We start from the raw sequence: 15,107 nt of genomic DNA on the forward strand, positions 1-15,107 counted from the left end.
GCGATCGTGTCGTACCGGAGACTAGGGGTTGAGCGCGGTGCGGCAAGGCGGTTTTGCGCCTTCGCTTATCAGCGGCCGAGGATGTCGCGGTAGAGCGCGAGATAGGCGTCGGCCATGTGATCGATCGTGAAGCGGTCGGCGATCGACTGGCGGCAGGCGGCGCGGTCAATTTCGGCGATGCGCGGGATGGCGGCGATCGCCTCGTCGAGGCTGTCGACCAGGAAGCCGGTGACGCCGTGGTCGATGATCTCCGCCATCGATCCGCGGCGGGTGGCGATGACGGGGGTGCCGCAGGCGAGCGCCTCGACCACCGACAGGCCGAACGGTTCGTCGAAATTGATGAGGTGGAGGAGCGCGTAGGCGGCCCCGAGCGTGTCGGTGCGCAGCTTGCCGCCGATCGCGCCGAGGTAGCTGACGCGGTCGCCGTCGATGTGGGGGGCGACGTCGCGTTCGTGATAGCCCTCGTCCTGGACGATGCCGGCCATGATCAGCCGGCGGCCGGTGGCGCGGGCGGCGGTAATCGCTTCGGCGGCGCCCTTGTCGGGGTGGATGCGACCGAAGAAGAGGAGGTCTTCGCTGCCGTTCGGGTCGAACGGGAAGTCGTCGATCGGGATGCCGTGGTGGATGGTGGCGGCGTAGGGCAGGTCGGGGTGGCGGTCCGCTGCGCTGATCGCGATATAGGCGACGCGGTCCTGATATTCGCGGTAGGCCGGCAGGATACGGTCGGATCCGAAGCCGTGGATGGTGGTGACGACGGGCGTGTCGACCAGCCGCGAGAAGGCGAGCGGCATGAAGTCGGCCTGATTGTGGATAATGTCGAACTCGGCCGCGCGTTCGAAGACATGGGCGATGTGGAGCGCCTCCCACACCTTTGCGTCGATCGTCGGATCCTCGGAATAGGCGCGCGGGACGACGCCGGCGAGCGTGCCGGCGGTGATCGAATCCTGCGTGGCGAAGAGCGTGACGTCGACGCCGCGCGCGACGAGCGCCTCGGTCAGGAGCGAGGTGACCAGTTCCCACGGGCCGTAGTGGCGCGGCGGGGTGCGCCAGGAGATGGGGGCGAGCATGGCGATGCGCATTTTTGGGTGGGCCTTTGGTGAGCGGTGTGTTCCCCGGCGTAGGCCGGGGCCTTGGTGAAGCGGTGGCGTCTAGGCCCCGGCCTGCGCCGGGGAACTGGACCGCAACAGAATTCGGCCTTCGTTTGGGTTTAGTGGCGCGGTGACAACAGATGGCGAGACAGTGGAAACGAGCAGGTGCCATTCGCCATCTAGGGGCGGACCATTAGCGATCTGATCGGTCAGATTGAGGATGACAAGAATGTCGTCGCCCCGCTTGTATGACAGTATGGCGTCGTCGGCATCCAGCAAAGTCAGTGCCGCATCTGCGGGTATCCAGGCACGACGCAGCGCAAGTAGAAACCGGTAGAGGCCCAGCATTGAATGGGTATCCCCCGCCTGCGTCGCGACGTTGCGGGTGGCGTGGTCGGGGTTGAGCGGGAGCCAGGGGGTGGCGGTGGTGAAGCCTGCGCCTTCGCTCGCGTCCCATGGCATGGGGGTGCGGACAGGGTCGCGGCCGAGGCCGATGCCCGGTTCGCGGAGTTCGCGGGGGTCCTGGACGAGTTCGGCGGGGATCGCGACGTCTTCGAGGCCGAGTTCGTCGCCATAGTAGAGCGTCGGCGTGCCGCGGAGGGTGAGGAGGAGCATGGCGGCGACGCGCGCTTGCGCCTGGCCGCGCTTGGTGGCGACGCGGGGGCGGTCGTGGTTGCCGAGGACCCAGTTGGGCCAGGCCCCGGGGGGGAGGGCGGCCTCGTACTCCGCGATGATGCGGTGGAGGGTGGGGGCGTCCCAGGCGGCATCGATCAGCTGGAAGTTGAAGGGGAGCTGGACCTCCGGGCGCTCTGGCGTGCCGTAATAGGCCATGAGGTCGGGGACGGGCAGGTAGATCTCGCCGATCAGGACGCGGTCCGAATATTCGTCGGCGACCGCGCGCATCTCGGCGGCGATGGCGTGGACCTCGGGCTGGTCGGTGCTGTTGGTTTGCAGCACGCGGTGCATTTCGCCCATGCCGGGGCGATAGTCCGGGTTGGGTGGATTATCGGGAAAGCCGGCGGCCTTCACCATGTGCCACAGGACATCGATGCGGAAGCCGTCGACGCCGCGGTCGAACCAGAAGCGCATCGCGGCGTACATCGCGGCGCGCAGATCCGGGTTGCGCCAGTTGAGGTCGGGCTGTTCGGCCAGGAAGGCATGTTCGTAATATTGGCCGGTGCGGTCGTCGTAGGTCCAGGTGGAACCGCCGAAATCGCTGATCCAGTTGTTGGGCGGGCCGCCGTCGGGCGCGGGATCGGCCCAGAGATACCAGTTGCGTTTCGGGTTGGTGCGGCTCGACCGGCTTTCCACGAACCAGGGGTGCCGGTCCGAACTGTGGTTGGGGACGAAATCGAGCAGCAGTTTCAGGCCGCGGGCGTGGGCGGCGGCGACGAGCGCGTCGAAGTCCGCCAGCGTGCCGAAGCGTATATCGATGCCGGTATAGTCGGCGACGTCGTAGCCGAAATCGGCCATCGGCGAGGGGAAGATCGGTGAGATCCAGACCGCGTCGATGCCGAGTGCGAGGAAGTGATCAAGCCGGGCGCGAATGCCGTTGAGGTCGCCGATGCCGTCCCCGTCGCTGTCCTGGAACGAGCGCGGATAGACCTGGTAGAGGACCGCGGACTTCCACCAGTCGGTCATGCGAACAGCGCCTTTGGCAGATGGGTGATGCGGCAGGCGAGGTCGGCCTCTCCGCTGGCGACGATATAGTGGTCGCCGGCGTCGACGATGCCGGTGGTGAACACGACCGGGGTGGGGAGGTAAAGCAGGTCGGCGATCGGGGCGGTGAGGGTGGGGGAGGCCTCGATCAGCGGGGTGGTGTCCTCGATCCTGACGATTTTGGTCGGGTCTGTCGCGTCGAGTAGTGCCCAGAAGGTGCGGTAGATGCCGACTTTCTCACGGGTTTCGACGCCGTGGTAGAGCATCAGCCAGCCGGCGGGTGTGAGGATGGGGGGTGTGCCGCCGCCGATCTTCATGGCGGACATGCTGCCTTTGCGCGCGCGCAGGCCGGGGGCGGAGAGCGGGCGCCAGTGGAGCGCGTCGGGCGAGCGGGCGAGGTTGATCGCGGGGCCGCCGGCATAGGGGCTTTCGGGCGGGTAGGCGAAATAGACCTCGCCGAGCGGGCGGGTGAGCGCGTGGTAGGCGCCGTCGATCAGCCCTTCGAACAGGAGCATGTCCTTGTTCTGGTGATCGAGCACGATCCCTTCGAGCCGGTAGTCGAGCCCGTTGTCGGAGACGTGGAGCGTGGTGCTGTGGCGTTCCGCGCTGACCGAGCAGGTGGTCATGTACCAACGGTCGCCGATCCGGCTGATGCGGGCGTCCTCCACGCCGTAGTCCTGGTAGCCGGCAGCGGGGGCGATGGCGCGGTCATAGTGGGTGGCAACGATCTGGCGGCCGGTGGGGCCGAGTTCGACGGGGAGCAGCCAGGAGAGCGAGGTGAGGCCGAGCATGCGGTGCGGGCGGCCGCGCAGTTCGAACTGGCGGGGGTCGGCCATGTCGACATTGGCGAGCGGGTGCGCGTCGAGGACGTAGCCGGTCGGTGTCCAGCGGATGGCGCGGACGTGGTCGTCAACGACCGGTTCGGAGAGGGCCTCGGCGATGCGGACCATCATGAGGAGGTTGCCGGAGGGGAGCCGGGTGAAGCCGGGGTTGAACGCGCCGAGCACGTAGGTGGTCGCGTCGAGCGTGGCGCGGAGCGGGGAGCGCGACAGGTCGACGTCGGCGGGGGTGAAGATGAGCGCGTCGTGCATGCTGGGTTGACCTGTGGTTCGGCTTGCTCGGATGCCGGGTGTTGTACCCCCGCGGATGCGGGGGTCCAGGGTGGCGTCGAAGTACGGCACCTTGGGTCCGGACGCTCAGCTGGACCCCCGCATCCGCGGGGGTGCGGTGCGTGCGCGTGGAGCCGGTTACATGATGCCGGGGAAGATGCCGCCGTCGATGAGGAGGCTCTGGCCGGTGATGTAGCCGGCCATGTCGGAGCAGAGGAAGGCGCAGGCGGCGCCGAATTCGGCGGGCGTGCCGAGCCGTTTGGCGGGGATGGTGGCCAGGCGGTCGGCCAGGATGTCGGCGGCGGGGCGGCCCGATGCCTTGGCCTGCCCCGCGACGAGCGAGGTGATGCGGTCGGTGTCGAAGCTGCCCGGCAGGAGATGGTTGATCGTGACATTGGCGTGCGCGACCGAGCGGGCGACGCCGGCGAGGTAGCCGGTGAGGCCGGCGCGCGCGCCGCTGGACAGGTCGAGGCCGGCAAGCGGCATCTTGACCGAGCCGGAGGTGATGTTGACGATCCGGCCGAAGCGGCGGTCGACCATGCCGTCGATTACGGCGCGGACGAGCAAGGCGGGGGCGATCATGTTCGCCTCCAGCCCGGTCAGCATGGCGTCGCGGTCGACCATCCGGAAATCGCGCGCGGGCGGGCCGCCATTGTTGTTCACGAGGATATCGACGTGCGGCACGGCGGCGAGGATGGCGGTGCGGCCGGCCTCGGTCGACAGGTCGGCGGCGACGGCGATGACGTCCGCACCGGTTTCCTGGTGGATCTCGGCGGCGGTGGCCTCCAGTTTGTCGGCGTCGCGGCCGTTGATGACGACGCGGGCGCCTGCGCGGGCGAGTTCGAGTGCGCAGGCCCGGCCGAGCCCGCGGCTGGACGCGCAGACGATGGCGGTGCGATCGGCGATGTTCAGGTTCATGGGCGCTTCCCTCGGGCGGTTCGGGTGCGACCTTGGTGCAGCGCCGCGGGTTGGGCAATGCCGGTCTGGCGGAGCGCCCCCGGTCCGCGCTATGCGGACGCGATGTCACGCTTGCCCCCGCCGACGCCAGCCGACCTGGGGGATATCGACCCGGCGTTCCTGCGCGCGCACGGGATCGTGCCGGTCGCGGTGACGGACGGGCGGCTGGTGGTGACGATGCCCGACCCGGAGGATCAGGCGCTGATCGCGACGCTGGCCTTTGCCGCGCGGCGGCCGGTGGTAGCGCAGGCTGCTGAGGTCGAGGTTGCCGCGCCGGTTGCGCGGCCTGCGCCGAGTCTGGCTGCTGGGTTGTTCGGGGCGATCGGCGGGGATCGGTCGGGTGACTGGCTGGCGGTCGAGATGGTCGCGCAGTTGGTGGCGGACGGGGTGGAACTCGAACCCGCAGTGGCGCGGGTGCGGGCGTTGCATCCGGAGCGGGCGGAGCTGCTCGATCGGATTGTGGCGGGGGCTTTGCCGGCCGGGTGGGACGAGGTTGGTGGTGCGTCTGCTGATTTGCCCGCGGTGGCGGCGGCAATGCGGTGTGAGTTGGAGTGTGGGGCGGCTTTGCGCCAGGCGGTTGCCCTGGTGGCGCTGGTTGCGATCGTGGCGGTGGTGACGGTCGGGATGTGGAGTTTGGCTTTGCTGCCGGCGGTGTTGCCGATGCGTGGTGCGGTGGTGGCGTGGTCCGGGGCGCGGCGGGATGGTCGTGCGCTGGCGGTGGGGACGGATGTGGCATCGGTTACGCCGGCCGAGCGTGACCGGGTGGCGGCTGGTGGTGCGGTGGTGCCGGTGATCGCGGCGGTGCAGGACCGCGCTCTGCTGACGATCCGCGATGCGGGCGGGCGGGCGGCGGTGGCGATGCTGCTCGTGCTGGCCGTGCTGGTGGTGGTGCGGCTTGGTTGAGGGCGCGCCTGTGACGATGGACGCGGGGGCGGTCGACGGCTCTGCTGAGGGCTTGGCGGCGTTGCGCGCGGACGCTGTGGCGGTTCGGTTGGATGCGGCGGATGTGTTGTCGTTGGTGGTCGATGTGCCCGGGGCGGTGACGCGGGCGGCGGTGGCGCGGGCTTTGGCGGGGCGGGCGCCGGTGGCTTTGGGGCGGTTATACTGGGGGTTTGAGGCTGGCGAGGATGGCCTCGTGCGGGTGGCGATGGCGCATCGCGATCGGGTGGATGTGGTGCTGGCCGATTTGCGGGCGGAGGATGTCGTGCCGGGGGCGGTGATCGCGGACGGCATCGTAGTGACGGCGGACGTGCCTGCGGAGCAGCCGGCGTGGTTGTGGTTGCTGGTGGTGGTGCCGTTGCTGACCGGTGTCGGTGGCTGGGTGCTGGCGCGGGCGGGGGAGGCGCGGATCGCGCGGTTGGCGCCGCTGGCGGATGCGCGCGCGGCGGATGTGGCGGCGCAGGCGGGCGCGGTGGCGGTGTTTGCGCGGCCGGGGGTGAGCGAGGTGCTGGGGCGGCTGGACGAGGTTTTGCCGGCGGGGGCGACGTTGCATTCGGCCGGCATGGGGGCGGGCGGTGTGGTGGAGTTCGCGATCGATACGACCGATCCGGTGGTGCTGCGCGATGCGTTGGGGCGCGATGCGATGTTGCGGCGGGCACGGACGGTGTCGCAGGAGATGGTGGCGGACCGCGGGATCCGCATGACGATGCGGATTGACCAGTGGACGGGGCGACCATGAAGGACATGGTCCGGTTCGGGGTGCTGGCGGCGCTGGTGCTTGGCGCGTCGCTGTGGGGGGCGGCGATGGTGCGGCGGTTGAACGGCGTGCGGCTGCGCGAGGCGGCGATGCTGGCGGTGGTGCGGGCGCCGCGGCCAGTGCGGGCGGATGGCGACCCCGTGGCGCTGGTGCGGGCGGCGGCGGTGGGGTCGGGGGTGAGCGTGCTGCGGTTGTCGGCGGCGGGGCGGGTCCGCGGGCGGGCTCGGGCGCTGGTGACGCTGGTCGGGCCCGAGGCGGCGATGCGCGCGCTGCTGGCGGCGCTGGAGAGCGGGCGGCCGGCGGTGCGCTTTGCGGACTGGCGGTTGCGCGCGGAGCCGGGGGCGGCGGACCGGTTGCGGTTCGAGGGGACGGCTCTGGTCTGGTCGCCCGATCGGCGGGGGCGGTGATGCGGCGTGCGACCTGGATCGCGGGGGCGGTGGCGCTCCTCGTGCCCGTCATCCTGTTGTGGAACCGTGTGGCGGTGTCGGTGGTGCCCGTCGCTTCGGCAGCGGCTGTGTTGCGGCCGGTTCCGGTCAGCGCGCCGACGCGGCGGTTGTTCGGGGGTGGGCTCGACGATCCGTCCGTCGCTGACGTCGTGGCGGGCGGGGAGGGCGATGCGCCGGTGCTGGTCGGCGTGGTCGGGCGGTTGCCCGATGCGGCGGTGGCGCTGGTCCGCGACGCGGACGGACGGAGCCGGCCGGTCGCAGTGGGCGAGCTGGCCGGCACCTGGCGGCTGGAGGGGCTGGCCGCGGACCGCGCGGTGTTCGCGCGGGGCACGGAGCGGGTGCGGGTCAGGCTGGCCGGGGAATGACCGGGCCGGCCTCGACGTCGGTCAGTGGCGCGTGGCGATCGACGAGGATCGCGCTCGCCTGGTTCAGGCCGACGACCTGAACCTGCGTGCCGTGGCGTTGCAACATCGTCACGACATGCTGCAACGCGCCGACCGCGGTGACATCCCACAGATGCGCGGCGGTCAGATCGATCCGCACCGCGCGGGCGGTTTCGCGCAGGTCGAACTTGTCCGCGAAGATATCCGCGCTGGCGAAGAAGACCTGGCCCGACACGGTGTAGATCCGCGTGTCGGTGGCCGCGTCGTGATCGACCGCCACGTCCATCATGCGCGTCACCTTGAACGCGAAGAACACGCCGCTGAGCGCCACGCCGACCATGACGCCGGCCGACAGATCGTGCGTCGCGACAGTCACGGCGACGGTCGCCAGCATGACGACGCCCGACACCTTCGGATGGCGCGCCAGATCGCGGAGGGAGCCCCATGAGAAGGTGCTGATCGACACCATGATCATGATCGCGACGAGGGCGGCGACGGGCACCTGCGCCACCCAGGGGCGGAGCGGGACCATGACGATAAGCAGGAACACGCCCGCGACCAAGGTCGACAGCCGACCACGCCCGCCGTAGCGGACATTGCCGACCGTCTGGCCGATCATGCCGCAGCCGGCAATGCCGCCGAACAGCCCGGCCGCGACATTGGCGACGCCGAGGCCGGTGCATTCGCGCGCCTTGTCGCTGCCCGTCTCGGTCAGTTCGTCGACGACGCCCGCGGTCATCATCGATTCGAGCAGGCCGACCGCCGCCATGGCGAACGCGTAGGGCGCGACGATTCGGAGCGTATCCCAGCCGAGCGGGACATTGGGGAAGGCGAAGCTGGGCAACGACGCGGGCAGCCGGCCGAGATCGGCGATCGTGGCGACCGGCATCGGGAACAGCGTCGCCACGATCGTCAGCACGACGATGCAGACGAGCGGCGAGGGGATGACGGTGGTCACCCGCGGCAGCAGGTAGATGATCGCGAGGCCGCCGGCGACCATCGCGTAGGTATGCCAGCTGACGTCGATCAGCTGCGGCAGCTGCGCGGAGAAGATCAGGATGGCGAGCGCGTTGACGAAGCCGGTGCGGACCGATTTCGACACGAACCGCATGAGGATGTCGAGCTTGCACAGCCCGAACAGGATCTGGAACAGGCCGGCCAGGACCGTCGCGGCGAGCAGATATTGCAGGCCGTGACTGTGGACGAGGGCGGCCACGACCAGCGCGACCGATCCGGCGGCGCCCGAGATCATGGCCGGGCGGCCGCCGACCAGCGCGATGACGATGCCGATGACGAAGGAGGCGAACAACCCCACCTCCGGATCGATGCCGGCGACGAACGCGAAGGCGATCACCTCCGGAATGAGCGCGAAGGTGGCGACCATGCCGGCCAGCGTGTCGCGACGCACGCCGCCGAGACCGTCAAACCATTCGGCCCGGTAGCGGGATAAAGCAGATGTCATGTGAAAAACTCGCAGACCGCGCAGCGGGACCGCCCGGTGTCGACCGGCGGTAAATCCAAGCATGCGCATTCGCGTTGTCCGGCGGATCGGCGGCCGGAATAGCCACCCGGATTTGCACCGGGCTCCTAGTGAGTGCTGCGGCGGTTAGCGGATTGCGGGGCGGGGGGCAAGGCTGGCGCCGATACGGGGCTGCTCGCTTCTACAAAGGCCAGTTCTACGGTTTATTATGAAGATTAAATTGCGTCTGGGGGACGATCATAAACATCTGTGGACCGGTATGTTTGAGCTTGGCTGATGACAGAACCCGCCTTATAAACAGGAGGTCCCCAGGATTGGCTGACGGATACAATCGTTGCAACGTGCAACCCGCAATACGAGCAACATGACCACGGCGATGCCGAGGACATGCCAATCCGCGAGTTCGACGATCTGGTTCATGAGCATGCCTCGGACAACCTCTTCGATTCTATTATACCACTTAGCGTTCTAGACCCGCATCGACGAGCAGCCTTTTAAAAGGTGTAACAGAGGTGGATTGTGGTGTGCGTCCGGAGGCATCCAGCTTAGGTTGGGGTTTCGGGTCAAGACTGGCCTCCGGACTCTGCTACTGGTACATCTAATAGATGTCATCTCAGCCCTCGTGGTTCCGCCAGCGCGGCTACCTTCATCTCGATATGCCAGTAAAGGTGGCTTATGCAGCGTCATTGAATGCCGCGAGCGTCGCTGCGCATACGTGGTCGCCCTTGATACACTACGTCAAAAGCGAGAAACGCTACAAAGTCGATGAGCATAAAACCGTAGCGAAACAGCGGTCAATTATGTTCGCGTCTCATCGTGATGCGTGTGTTCTGTCGAAATACTCGGCTGATCTCGTAAAGCGATTGGACCAGTGGTATATAGCGAATGATCTGAACGAGACGGTAATCGCGTATCGTTCGCTAGGACAATCTAATTATCACTTCGCTAAGCGGGTCGAAGATTTCGTGCGGCAACAGTCCGCCCTTACGGTAATGTGTTTCGATGTAACTGGATTCTTCGATAACTTGGACCACCGAAGGCTTAAGTCTAGGCTTAAATGGATAATTGGTGACGAGGAATTAAGCTCGGATTGGTTTGCAGTCCTGCGGGCGGTAACACGGTATCGTTACATTGACCTAGTTGATATAAAAAAGCACGATGAGCTTGCAAAGCGTTTAAAAGAACGCAAACACCATCCGCTTGCGACAATCGTCGACCTAAAGAAGCTTGGTGTGCCAATCCACAAAAACCTAAACGCCATTGGCATCCCACAAGGAACGCCGATTAGTGCCAGCTTATCAAATCTTTATCTTACCGAGTTTGATCAGGAGGTGGCAGCGGAGGCTGTCAAGCACAACGCACTTTACCAGCGTTATTCGGACGACATCCTAATTGCCTGTTGCCCAAGTTTAGCGAATATGTTTCGATCTATGTTTCGATCTATGGTTCGAGATAAATTGAATGAACATGGGTTAACGCTTCAAGACAAAAAGACGGAAATTGTTACGCTCTGTAATTCCGAAAATGGATCCACGTTCCAATATCTAGGCTATCAGCTGGGCCACGTTGAAGCCAGAATTAGGCTTAAGTCACTTTCTCGCCAGTGGCGCACTGCTAAGAGAGCGGTGAAGAAGACTGAGCGTGTTGGCTTGGCCGCAATGAAGTCCGGGAAAGCCAAGCAGATATACACACGAAAGTTACGCATGCGGTTCACGACGACCGGGGCAAGAAACTTCCTCGCCTATGCTGAGAAATCGGCGGTGACCTTAGATTCAGCTGCGCTTCGCGGTCAGGCGCGAAAGCTCCACAAATTTATGAATAGGGAAATAACTCGGCTACGCGGACCATCCAAGCCGAAGAAAGACTAGTCCAGAACATCAAACGTAGCAGCTGAATTAGCTGAGATCTGATTATAGATTTGGCCTCAGGCCAGATGTCGAATTCCGCAATTATCAATACAACCCATTAATCTCCGTCGTCAGCCTCGGGCCGGTGGGGCGGAGGAGGGGGCTGTCGCCGGGGCGGGGGCGGAGTTCGATGTTGGCTTCTTCGCCGCGGAGGCGGGCGTACTGGCGGTCGGTGGCGGTGTCGGCGCTGGCCTTGTCGCGCAGGATGGTGGGTTTGAGGAAGACGAACAGCGTACGCTTCGTGCGGCTGGTCGTGCGGCTCTTGAACAGGTTGCCGAGGACGGGGACGTCGCCGAGCACCGGGACCTGGCTGCGGCTGCTTTCGCGGTCGTCGGTGATGAGGCCGCCGAGCACGATGGTGCCGCCATTGTCGGCGAGCACCTTCGTCTGGATCGCGCGGCGGTTGGTGATGAGATCGGCGGCGCCTGATACCGCACCGACGAGCGAGGAGACCTCCTGGCTGACCTCCAGCCGGACGACGTTGCCCTGCAGGATGCGCGGGATGACGCGGAGCGTGATGCCGACGTCCTGCCGTTCGATCGTCGTGAACGGGTTGGTGCTGTTGCCGTCGGTCGCGAAGCTGCCGGTGCGGAAGGGGACGTTCTGGCCGACGACGATCTGCGCAACTTCGTTGTCGAGCGTGGTGACGCTGGGCGTGGAGAGCAGGTTCGCGCGGCTGGACGTGCCGATCGCCTGGAGCAGGATGTTGAAGCTGTTGCCGATGCCGAGATTGCCGGTCAGCCCGTTGCTGAGCACGCCGGCGGCCGCGACCGGATTGATCGCGGACAGCAGAGAGCTGAGCGGGAGGCCGAGCGTGGTCGACGAGTTGGACAGGCCGTCCGCCCCGGTGATGGCGGCGGCGCCGACGCCGAGCTGGATGCCGAGCGATTCGGCCTGGTCGCCGGTGATCTCGACGATCGCGGCCTCGATCAGCACCTGCGGCCGGCGGACGTCGAGATCGGCGATCAGCGGTTCGAGCGCGGCGATCGCGGTGGGCGTGCCGCGCGCGACGATGGCGTTGATCTCCGGCGCGGGCTGCACCGCGAGTTCGGGGGTGGAGAAGCCCTGGACGGCCTGACGCTGTCCGCCGGCACCGGTGTTGCCGCCGCCGGATGCGCCGAGCAGCGAGCCGAGGCCCGCACTGCCGCCGGATGCCGCGGCCCCGAGTGCGGAGCCGCCAGCGGCGGACAGCGACGGGCCGATCCCGCCGCCGAGATTGCTGCCGCCGCCGAGGCCGCCCGCGCCGATCGAGGAGCCGGCCAGGCTGCGCGCGACGGGGTTGTCGGCCTGGGCGGATCCATCGCCGAGCAGGCCGCGCAGGACGAGCGTGATCGATTCGGCGTCGCCGTTGGTCAGCCGGAAAACGCGCGTGATGGGGGTCGCGCCGCCGGGCTGGTCGAGCAGCCGGGCCATGCGCCGCGCCTCCGCCAGGGCGGACGCATCGCCGCGGACCAGGACGATGTTGCTGCGTTCGTCGGCGACGACCTTTGCGCCATTGTCGCCCATGACCGCCTGGATCGCGGTGGCGACGTCGCGTGCGGAGCCGTTGCGCAGCGTGATGCTGTCGAACGAGGCACCGCCGCCGCTGTCGAGCGAGGCGGCGAGCCGTTCGATGCGGCGGACATTTTCGGCATAGTCGGTGACGACGACGGCGTCGGGATTGGTCACGGCCTCGATCGTGCCGAAGCTGGCGATGAGCGGGCGGAAGACGCGGACCGCGGCCTCCGGCTGGAGATTGCGGAGGCGGATGAGGCGGGTGACGACGTCCTGCGCGCCGGCATTGCCGCGCAGGGCAGAGCTGCCGCCGTCGCGGATCGCGTTCGCCTGAGGGATGATGCGCCAGCTGCGGCCGGAGCGGACCGCGGCGAACCCCTGGACGCGGAGGACGGACTGGAACAGTTCCCAGACGCCGCCGACGCTGAGCGGTTCGGCGGAGGTGACGTTGACCCGGCCCTTGACCGCGGGATCGAGGATCAGCGTGCGGCCGGTGATGCGGCTGATCTGTTCGGCGACGTCGGCAATTTCGACGTCGCGCATGTTGACGACCACGTCCGCGACGGGGCCCTGCGCGGAGGAAGGAGCGACGGGCAACAGCGTGGCGAGCGCCACGGCGGCGAGGAAACGGTTCGGGCGGATCATGCGGGGTCCTTCACCGGGCCGGGAGCGATACGGCGATGCGACGGCCGTTCCGGACGAGTTCTACACGTAGCGGGCCGCCGGCGGCGGCGGAAGCGAACAGGGCGCGATCGCGGTTCGCGTCACCGACGGCGGCGCCGTTGACGCGTTCGACGAGGTCGCCGGGCTGGAGCCCCGCGGCGCGCATGGCGGGCGATGCGCCCGGGCCGATGCGGTAGCCGCCGTCGGTCGGCGTCGCACCCATGCTGTCGAGGAACGCGGCCGGCGCGCCGGCCCCCGATGGCGGGGGCGAGAAGACGAGCGGCGCGGAGGGGACTGGCGTGGGGGTAGCGGCGGTCGGCAGGCCGACGAACGGTTGCGCGGCGGGGGCTGTGCCGGCTGCGGCCGCCGGTGGCGCGCCGGGTTGCGGGAAGCCGAGCGTCTGGAGCCCGGCCGGGCCGCGGAGCAGGATATGGTCGATCGCGATGCTGTCGACGATCGCGCCGCCGGGGGCGGGGTCGCCGACGTGGAGCAGCGCCGCGGGGGTGTCGCCGGCCGAGACGAGTGCGGTCGACGCGCTGGCGGGCCGTGCGAACATGACGGCGCGCAGGACGAGGTTGCCGGCGGCGGCTGCGGTCGCGACGGGGGCGGCCGAGCCGAACGGGCTGGCCGCGACGATCGCGGCGACGTCGACCGGCGGGGGCGGGGCGACGGGCGTGAAGGCGACGGCGCGGGCCGGGAGACCCGATTCGCCGGTGAGGCGCCAGGTGAGGCCGGCGAGCGCGATCGCGACCGACACGATGACCGCGCCGGTGAACAGATCGACGCCGATTTCGGCACGGCTGCGGCGGAGGGGGACGCGCAGGATCGTCATGCGGCGGGGACCGGTGCGATCTTCGGCCCGCGATCGACGAAGCCGCCGAGCGTGACCATGGGCGCGGCGCCGGGCGGGCCCACGGCGACGTCGATGCGGGACAGGTCGGGGTCCGGGCTGGTGCGGATCATGGTGCGCACCTGCCAGCGTCGGCCGAGCATGTCGACCGTTCCCGCACCCGCAGCGCCCGCCGTGTCGCCGATCGCGAGTTCGGTCAGGCGGTTTTCGGCGACCCAGACAGCGGCGGCGCGCGATTCGAGGCGGGCGATGGAGTCGATGTGGCTTTCGACCGCGCGGACCAGGCCGGCGGCGGCGACGCCCAGGATGAGGAGCGCGACGAGCGCCTCGATCAGCGAAAAGCCCTGTTCGGTCTCGGGAATGGCGTTTCGCGGGGTTCTCGACAGGCTCGAACCGAACGGGGTGGGGGGCAGGGGTGCGGTGCCGTTCACGATGCTGCGCCCGCCGTCGTCGTGACGGTCATGCCGTCGTAGCGGACGCGCCAGCTGTCGCGGGTGGAGCCGATGCGGGCGTCGATGGTGCCGCCCATGCCGTCGATCCCGATCGGCACGGGCGCGGGGGTGACGCCGGACAGCGTGACGCCCGAAGGCAGGTCGTGGCGGGCGAGTAGCGGGGTATCGGACGCGGCCCAGCGGCGGCCGTCCCACGCGAGGAAGCCGTAGCCGCGGGCGTCGGCTGTGAACGCGACCGCGCGGTCGGTGACCATGACGTCGTCGGCGGCCATGCGGATGCGGGCGGACAGCCGGCGCGCCTCGTTTTCCGCACTCGCGCCGCGGTTGGCGGCGCCCATGCCGAGCGTCACGGCGCCGCCCGCAATGCCGATGATGACGAGCACCACGAGCATTTCGACCAGCGTCATGCCGGTTTCGGACGGATGTCGCACGCGCCGCATGACGGTCAACGGCGGCGTTCGGTCAGGTCCGCGTCGAGGCCTTCGCCGCCGGGCTGGCCGTCCTTGCCGAGCGAGGACAGGTCGAAGCCGCTGCCGCTTTCGCCCGGGTTCTTGTACGCATAGGGGCGGCCCCACGGGTCCATCGGGACCTGCGGCAGATAGCCTTCGGTGGCATAGTTGGTCGGCACGGGCGCACCGGACGGCTTTTCGGCCAGCGCCGTCAGCCCCTGTTGCGTCGAGGGGTAGTCGCCATTGTCGAGGCGGTACATCTTGAGCGCGGCGGCGATCGTCTTGAGATCGGTGCGGGCGACCGTGACGCGCGCCTCGTCCGGGCGGCCGATGACGTTGGGGACGATGAGCGCGGCGACGAGCGCGATGATCGCCAGCACGACGATCATTTCGACCAGCGTCAAGCCGGCCTGACTGTCACCCAAATGTCTTTGTTCGGGCAGTACCCGTGGGGCCTGCGGTAGGCTAGTGTCT

At 68.1% G+C, this 15,107-nt stretch carries 15 protein-coding genes and 1 other annotated feature; of the genes, 5 read left to right on the top strand and 10 right to left on the bottom strand.

Annotation, left to right across the window (positions count from 1 at the left end; all coding sequences use genetic code 11):
• Positions 1-68: 68 nt before the first annotated feature.
• The 4 genes from ACFSGX_RS05200 to ACFSGX_RS05215 form a co-directional block, all read right to left on the bottom strand.
• Entirely contained in the window at positions 69-1,079 is a 1,011-nt protein-coding gene (locus ACFSGX_RS05200) for a glycosyltransferase family 4 protein (protein WP_380927985.1), read from the bottom strand.
• Positions 1,080-1,148: 69 nt separating this feature from the next.
• Positions 1,149-2,729: an alpha-amylase family glycosyl hydrolase gene (locus tag ACFSGX_RS05205; RefSeq protein ID WP_380927987.1), complete on the bottom strand. Its 1,581-nt coding sequence runs from the start codon at positions 2,727-2,729 to the stop codon at positions 1,149-1,151.
• Positions 2,726-3,838 (bottom strand): glycoside hydrolase family 130 protein, encoded by a 1,113-nt coding sequence (locus ACFSGX_RS05210; protein WP_380927989.1) that lies wholly within the window; start codon positions 3,836-3,838, stop codon positions 2,726-2,728. The genes ACFSGX_RS05205 and ACFSGX_RS05210 overlap by 4 nt, the downstream gene beginning before the upstream one ends.
• Positions 3,839-3,994: 156 nt before the next feature.
• A complete protein-coding gene (locus ACFSGX_RS05215; protein WP_380927991.1) occupies positions 3,995-4,774 on the bottom strand; it encodes an SDR family oxidoreductase in 780 nt (259 codons plus the stop codon).
• Positions 4,775-4,876: 102 nt separating this feature from the next.
• Between ACFSGX_RS05215 and ACFSGX_RS05220 the strand changes: the two genes are divergently transcribed.
• Genes ACFSGX_RS05220 through ACFSGX_RS05235 form a run of 4 tightly spaced genes read left to right on the top strand, consistent with a single transcriptional unit; the run spans position 4,877 to position 7,320 of the window.
• Positions 4,877-5,716, top strand: a complete 840-nt coding sequence (locus tag ACFSGX_RS05220) for a GspE/PulE/PilB domain-containing protein (protein ID WP_380927993.1) — start codon at positions 4,877-4,879, stop codon at positions 5,714-5,716.
• A 10-nt stretch (positions 5,717-5,726) separates the two neighbouring features.
• Positions 5,727-6,491: a hypothetical protein gene (locus tag ACFSGX_RS05225; RefSeq protein WP_380927994.1), complete on the top strand. Its 765-nt coding sequence runs from the start codon at positions 5,727-5,729 to the stop codon at positions 6,489-6,491.
• A complete protein-coding gene (locus ACFSGX_RS05230) occupies positions 6,488-6,916 on the top strand; it encodes a hypothetical protein (protein WP_380927996.1) in 429 nt (142 codons plus the stop codon). Before ACFSGX_RS05225 ends, ACFSGX_RS05230 begins: the two co-directional genes overlap by 4 nt.
• The gene (locus ACFSGX_RS05235; protein WP_380927998.1) at positions 6,916-7,320 is read left to right on the top strand and encodes a hypothetical protein; all 405 of its coding nucleotides are present in this window, start codon (positions 6,916-6,918) and stop codon (positions 7,318-7,320) included. Before ACFSGX_RS05230 ends, ACFSGX_RS05235 begins: the two co-directional genes overlap by 1 nt.
• Here the strand turns inward: ACFSGX_RS05235 and ACFSGX_RS05240 are convergent.
• The gene (locus tag ACFSGX_RS05240) at positions 7,301-8,800 is read right to left on the bottom strand and encodes a SulP family inorganic anion transporter (protein WP_380928000.1); all 1,500 of its coding nucleotides are present in this window, start codon (positions 8,798-8,800) and stop codon (positions 7,301-7,303) included. The two genes, ACFSGX_RS05235 and ACFSGX_RS05240, sit on opposite strands and share 20 nt — an antisense overlap.
• 72 nt (positions 8,801-8,872) lie before the next feature.
• Positions 8,873-8,928 (bottom strand) — a sequence feature (sul1 is cis-regulatory element that is thought to sense ions involved in sulfur or methionine metabolism; They are found in Alphaproteobacteria).
• Between the two features lie 495 nt (positions 8,929-9,423).
• On the opposite strand from ACFSGX_RS05240, the gene ACFSGX_RS05245 reads away from it, so the two are divergent.
• A complete protein-coding gene (locus ACFSGX_RS05245) occupies positions 9,424-10,686 on the top strand; it encodes a reverse transcriptase domain-containing protein (RefSeq protein ID WP_380928002.1) in 1,263 nt (420 codons plus the stop codon).
• 84 nt (positions 10,687-10,770) lie between these two features.
• Here ACFSGX_RS05245 and gspD read toward each other — a convergent pair whose 3' ends face one another.
• From gspD to gspG, 5 genes are read right to left on the bottom strand one after another with little or no spacing between them, the layout of a single operon-like run.
• A complete protein-coding gene (gene gspD / locus ACFSGX_RS05250; protein WP_380928004.1) occupies positions 10,771-12,864 on the bottom strand; it encodes a type II secretion system secretin GspD in 2,094 nt (697 codons plus the stop codon).
• Positions 12,865-12,874: 10 nt separating this feature from the next.
• Positions 12,875-13,714 (bottom strand): type II secretion system protein N, encoded by an 840-nt coding sequence (locus ACFSGX_RS05255; RefSeq protein ID WP_380928006.1) that lies wholly within the window; start codon positions 13,712-13,714, stop codon positions 12,875-12,877.
• Positions 13,711-14,163 (bottom strand): type II secretion system minor pseudopilin GspI, encoded by a 453-nt coding sequence (gspI, locus tag ACFSGX_RS05260; protein WP_380928008.1) that lies wholly within the window; start codon positions 14,161-14,163, stop codon positions 13,711-13,713. Before gspI ends, ACFSGX_RS05255 begins: the two co-directional genes overlap by 4 nt.
• Complete coding sequence (locus ACFSGX_RS05265) at positions 14,160-14,615, bottom strand: prepilin-type N-terminal cleavage/methylation domain-containing protein (RefSeq protein ID WP_380928010.1); 456 nt, start codon at positions 14,613-14,615, stop codon at positions 14,160-14,162. The genes gspI and ACFSGX_RS05265 overlap by 4 nt, the downstream gene beginning before the upstream one ends.
• A gap of 14 nt (positions 14,616-14,629) precedes the next feature.
• Positions 14,630-15,058 carry a type II secretion system major pseudopilin GspG gene (gene gspG / locus ACFSGX_RS05270; protein ID WP_380928012.1) on the bottom strand — a complete coding sequence of 143 codons (429 nt, stop codon included), beginning with the start codon at positions 15,056-15,058 and terminating at the stop codon, positions 14,630-14,632.
• Positions 15,059-15,107: the final 49 nt, after the last annotated feature.

This window comes from Sphingomonas arantia (genome assembly GCF_042682045.1).
Lineage (GTDB): Bacteria > Pseudomonadota > Alphaproteobacteria > Sphingomonadales > Sphingomonadaceae > Sphingomonas_R > Sphingomonas_R arantia.

Coding starts and splice junctions, on each gene's coding strand:
- ACFSGX_RS05200 (WP_380927985.1), bottom strand. CDS start 1,079: ATGCGCATCGCCATGCTCGCCCCCATCTCCTGGCGCACCCCGCCGCGC.
- ACFSGX_RS05205 (WP_380927987.1), bottom strand. CDS start 2,729: ATGACCGACTGGTGGAAGTCCGCGGTCCTCTACCAGGTCTATCCGCGC.
- ACFSGX_RS05210 (WP_380927989.1), bottom strand. CDS start 3,838: ATGCACGACGCGCTCATCTTCACCCCCGCCGACGTCGACCTGTCGCGC.
- ACFSGX_RS05215 (WP_380927991.1), bottom strand. CDS start 4,774: ATGAACCTGAACATCGCCGATCGCACCGCCATCGTCTGCGCGTCCAGC.
- ACFSGX_RS05220 (WP_380927993.1), top strand. CDS start 4,877: ATGTCACGCTTGCCCCCGCCGACGCCAGCCGACCTGGGGGATATCGAC.
- ACFSGX_RS05230 (WP_380927996.1), top strand. CDS start 6,488: ATGAAGGACATGGTCCGGTTCGGGGTGCTGGCGGCGCTGGTGCTTGGC.
- ACFSGX_RS05235 (WP_380927998.1), top strand. CDS start 6,916: ATGCGGCGTGCGACCTGGATCGCGGGGGCGGTGGCGCTCCTCGTGCCC.
- ACFSGX_RS05240 (WP_380928000.1), bottom strand. CDS start 8,800: ATGACATCTGCTTTATCCCGCTACCGGGCCGAATGGTTTGACGGTCTC.
- ACFSGX_RS05245 (WP_380928002.1), top strand. CDS start 9,424: ATGTCATCTCAGCCCTCGTGGTTCCGCCAGCGCGGCTACCTTCATCTC.
- gspD (WP_380928004.1), bottom strand. CDS start 12,864: ATGATCCGCCCGAACCGTTTCCTCGCCGCCGTGGCGCTCGCCACGCTG.
- ACFSGX_RS05255 (WP_380928006.1), bottom strand. CDS start 13,714: ATGACGATCCTGCGCGTCCCCCTCCGCCGCAGCCGTGCCGAAATCGGC.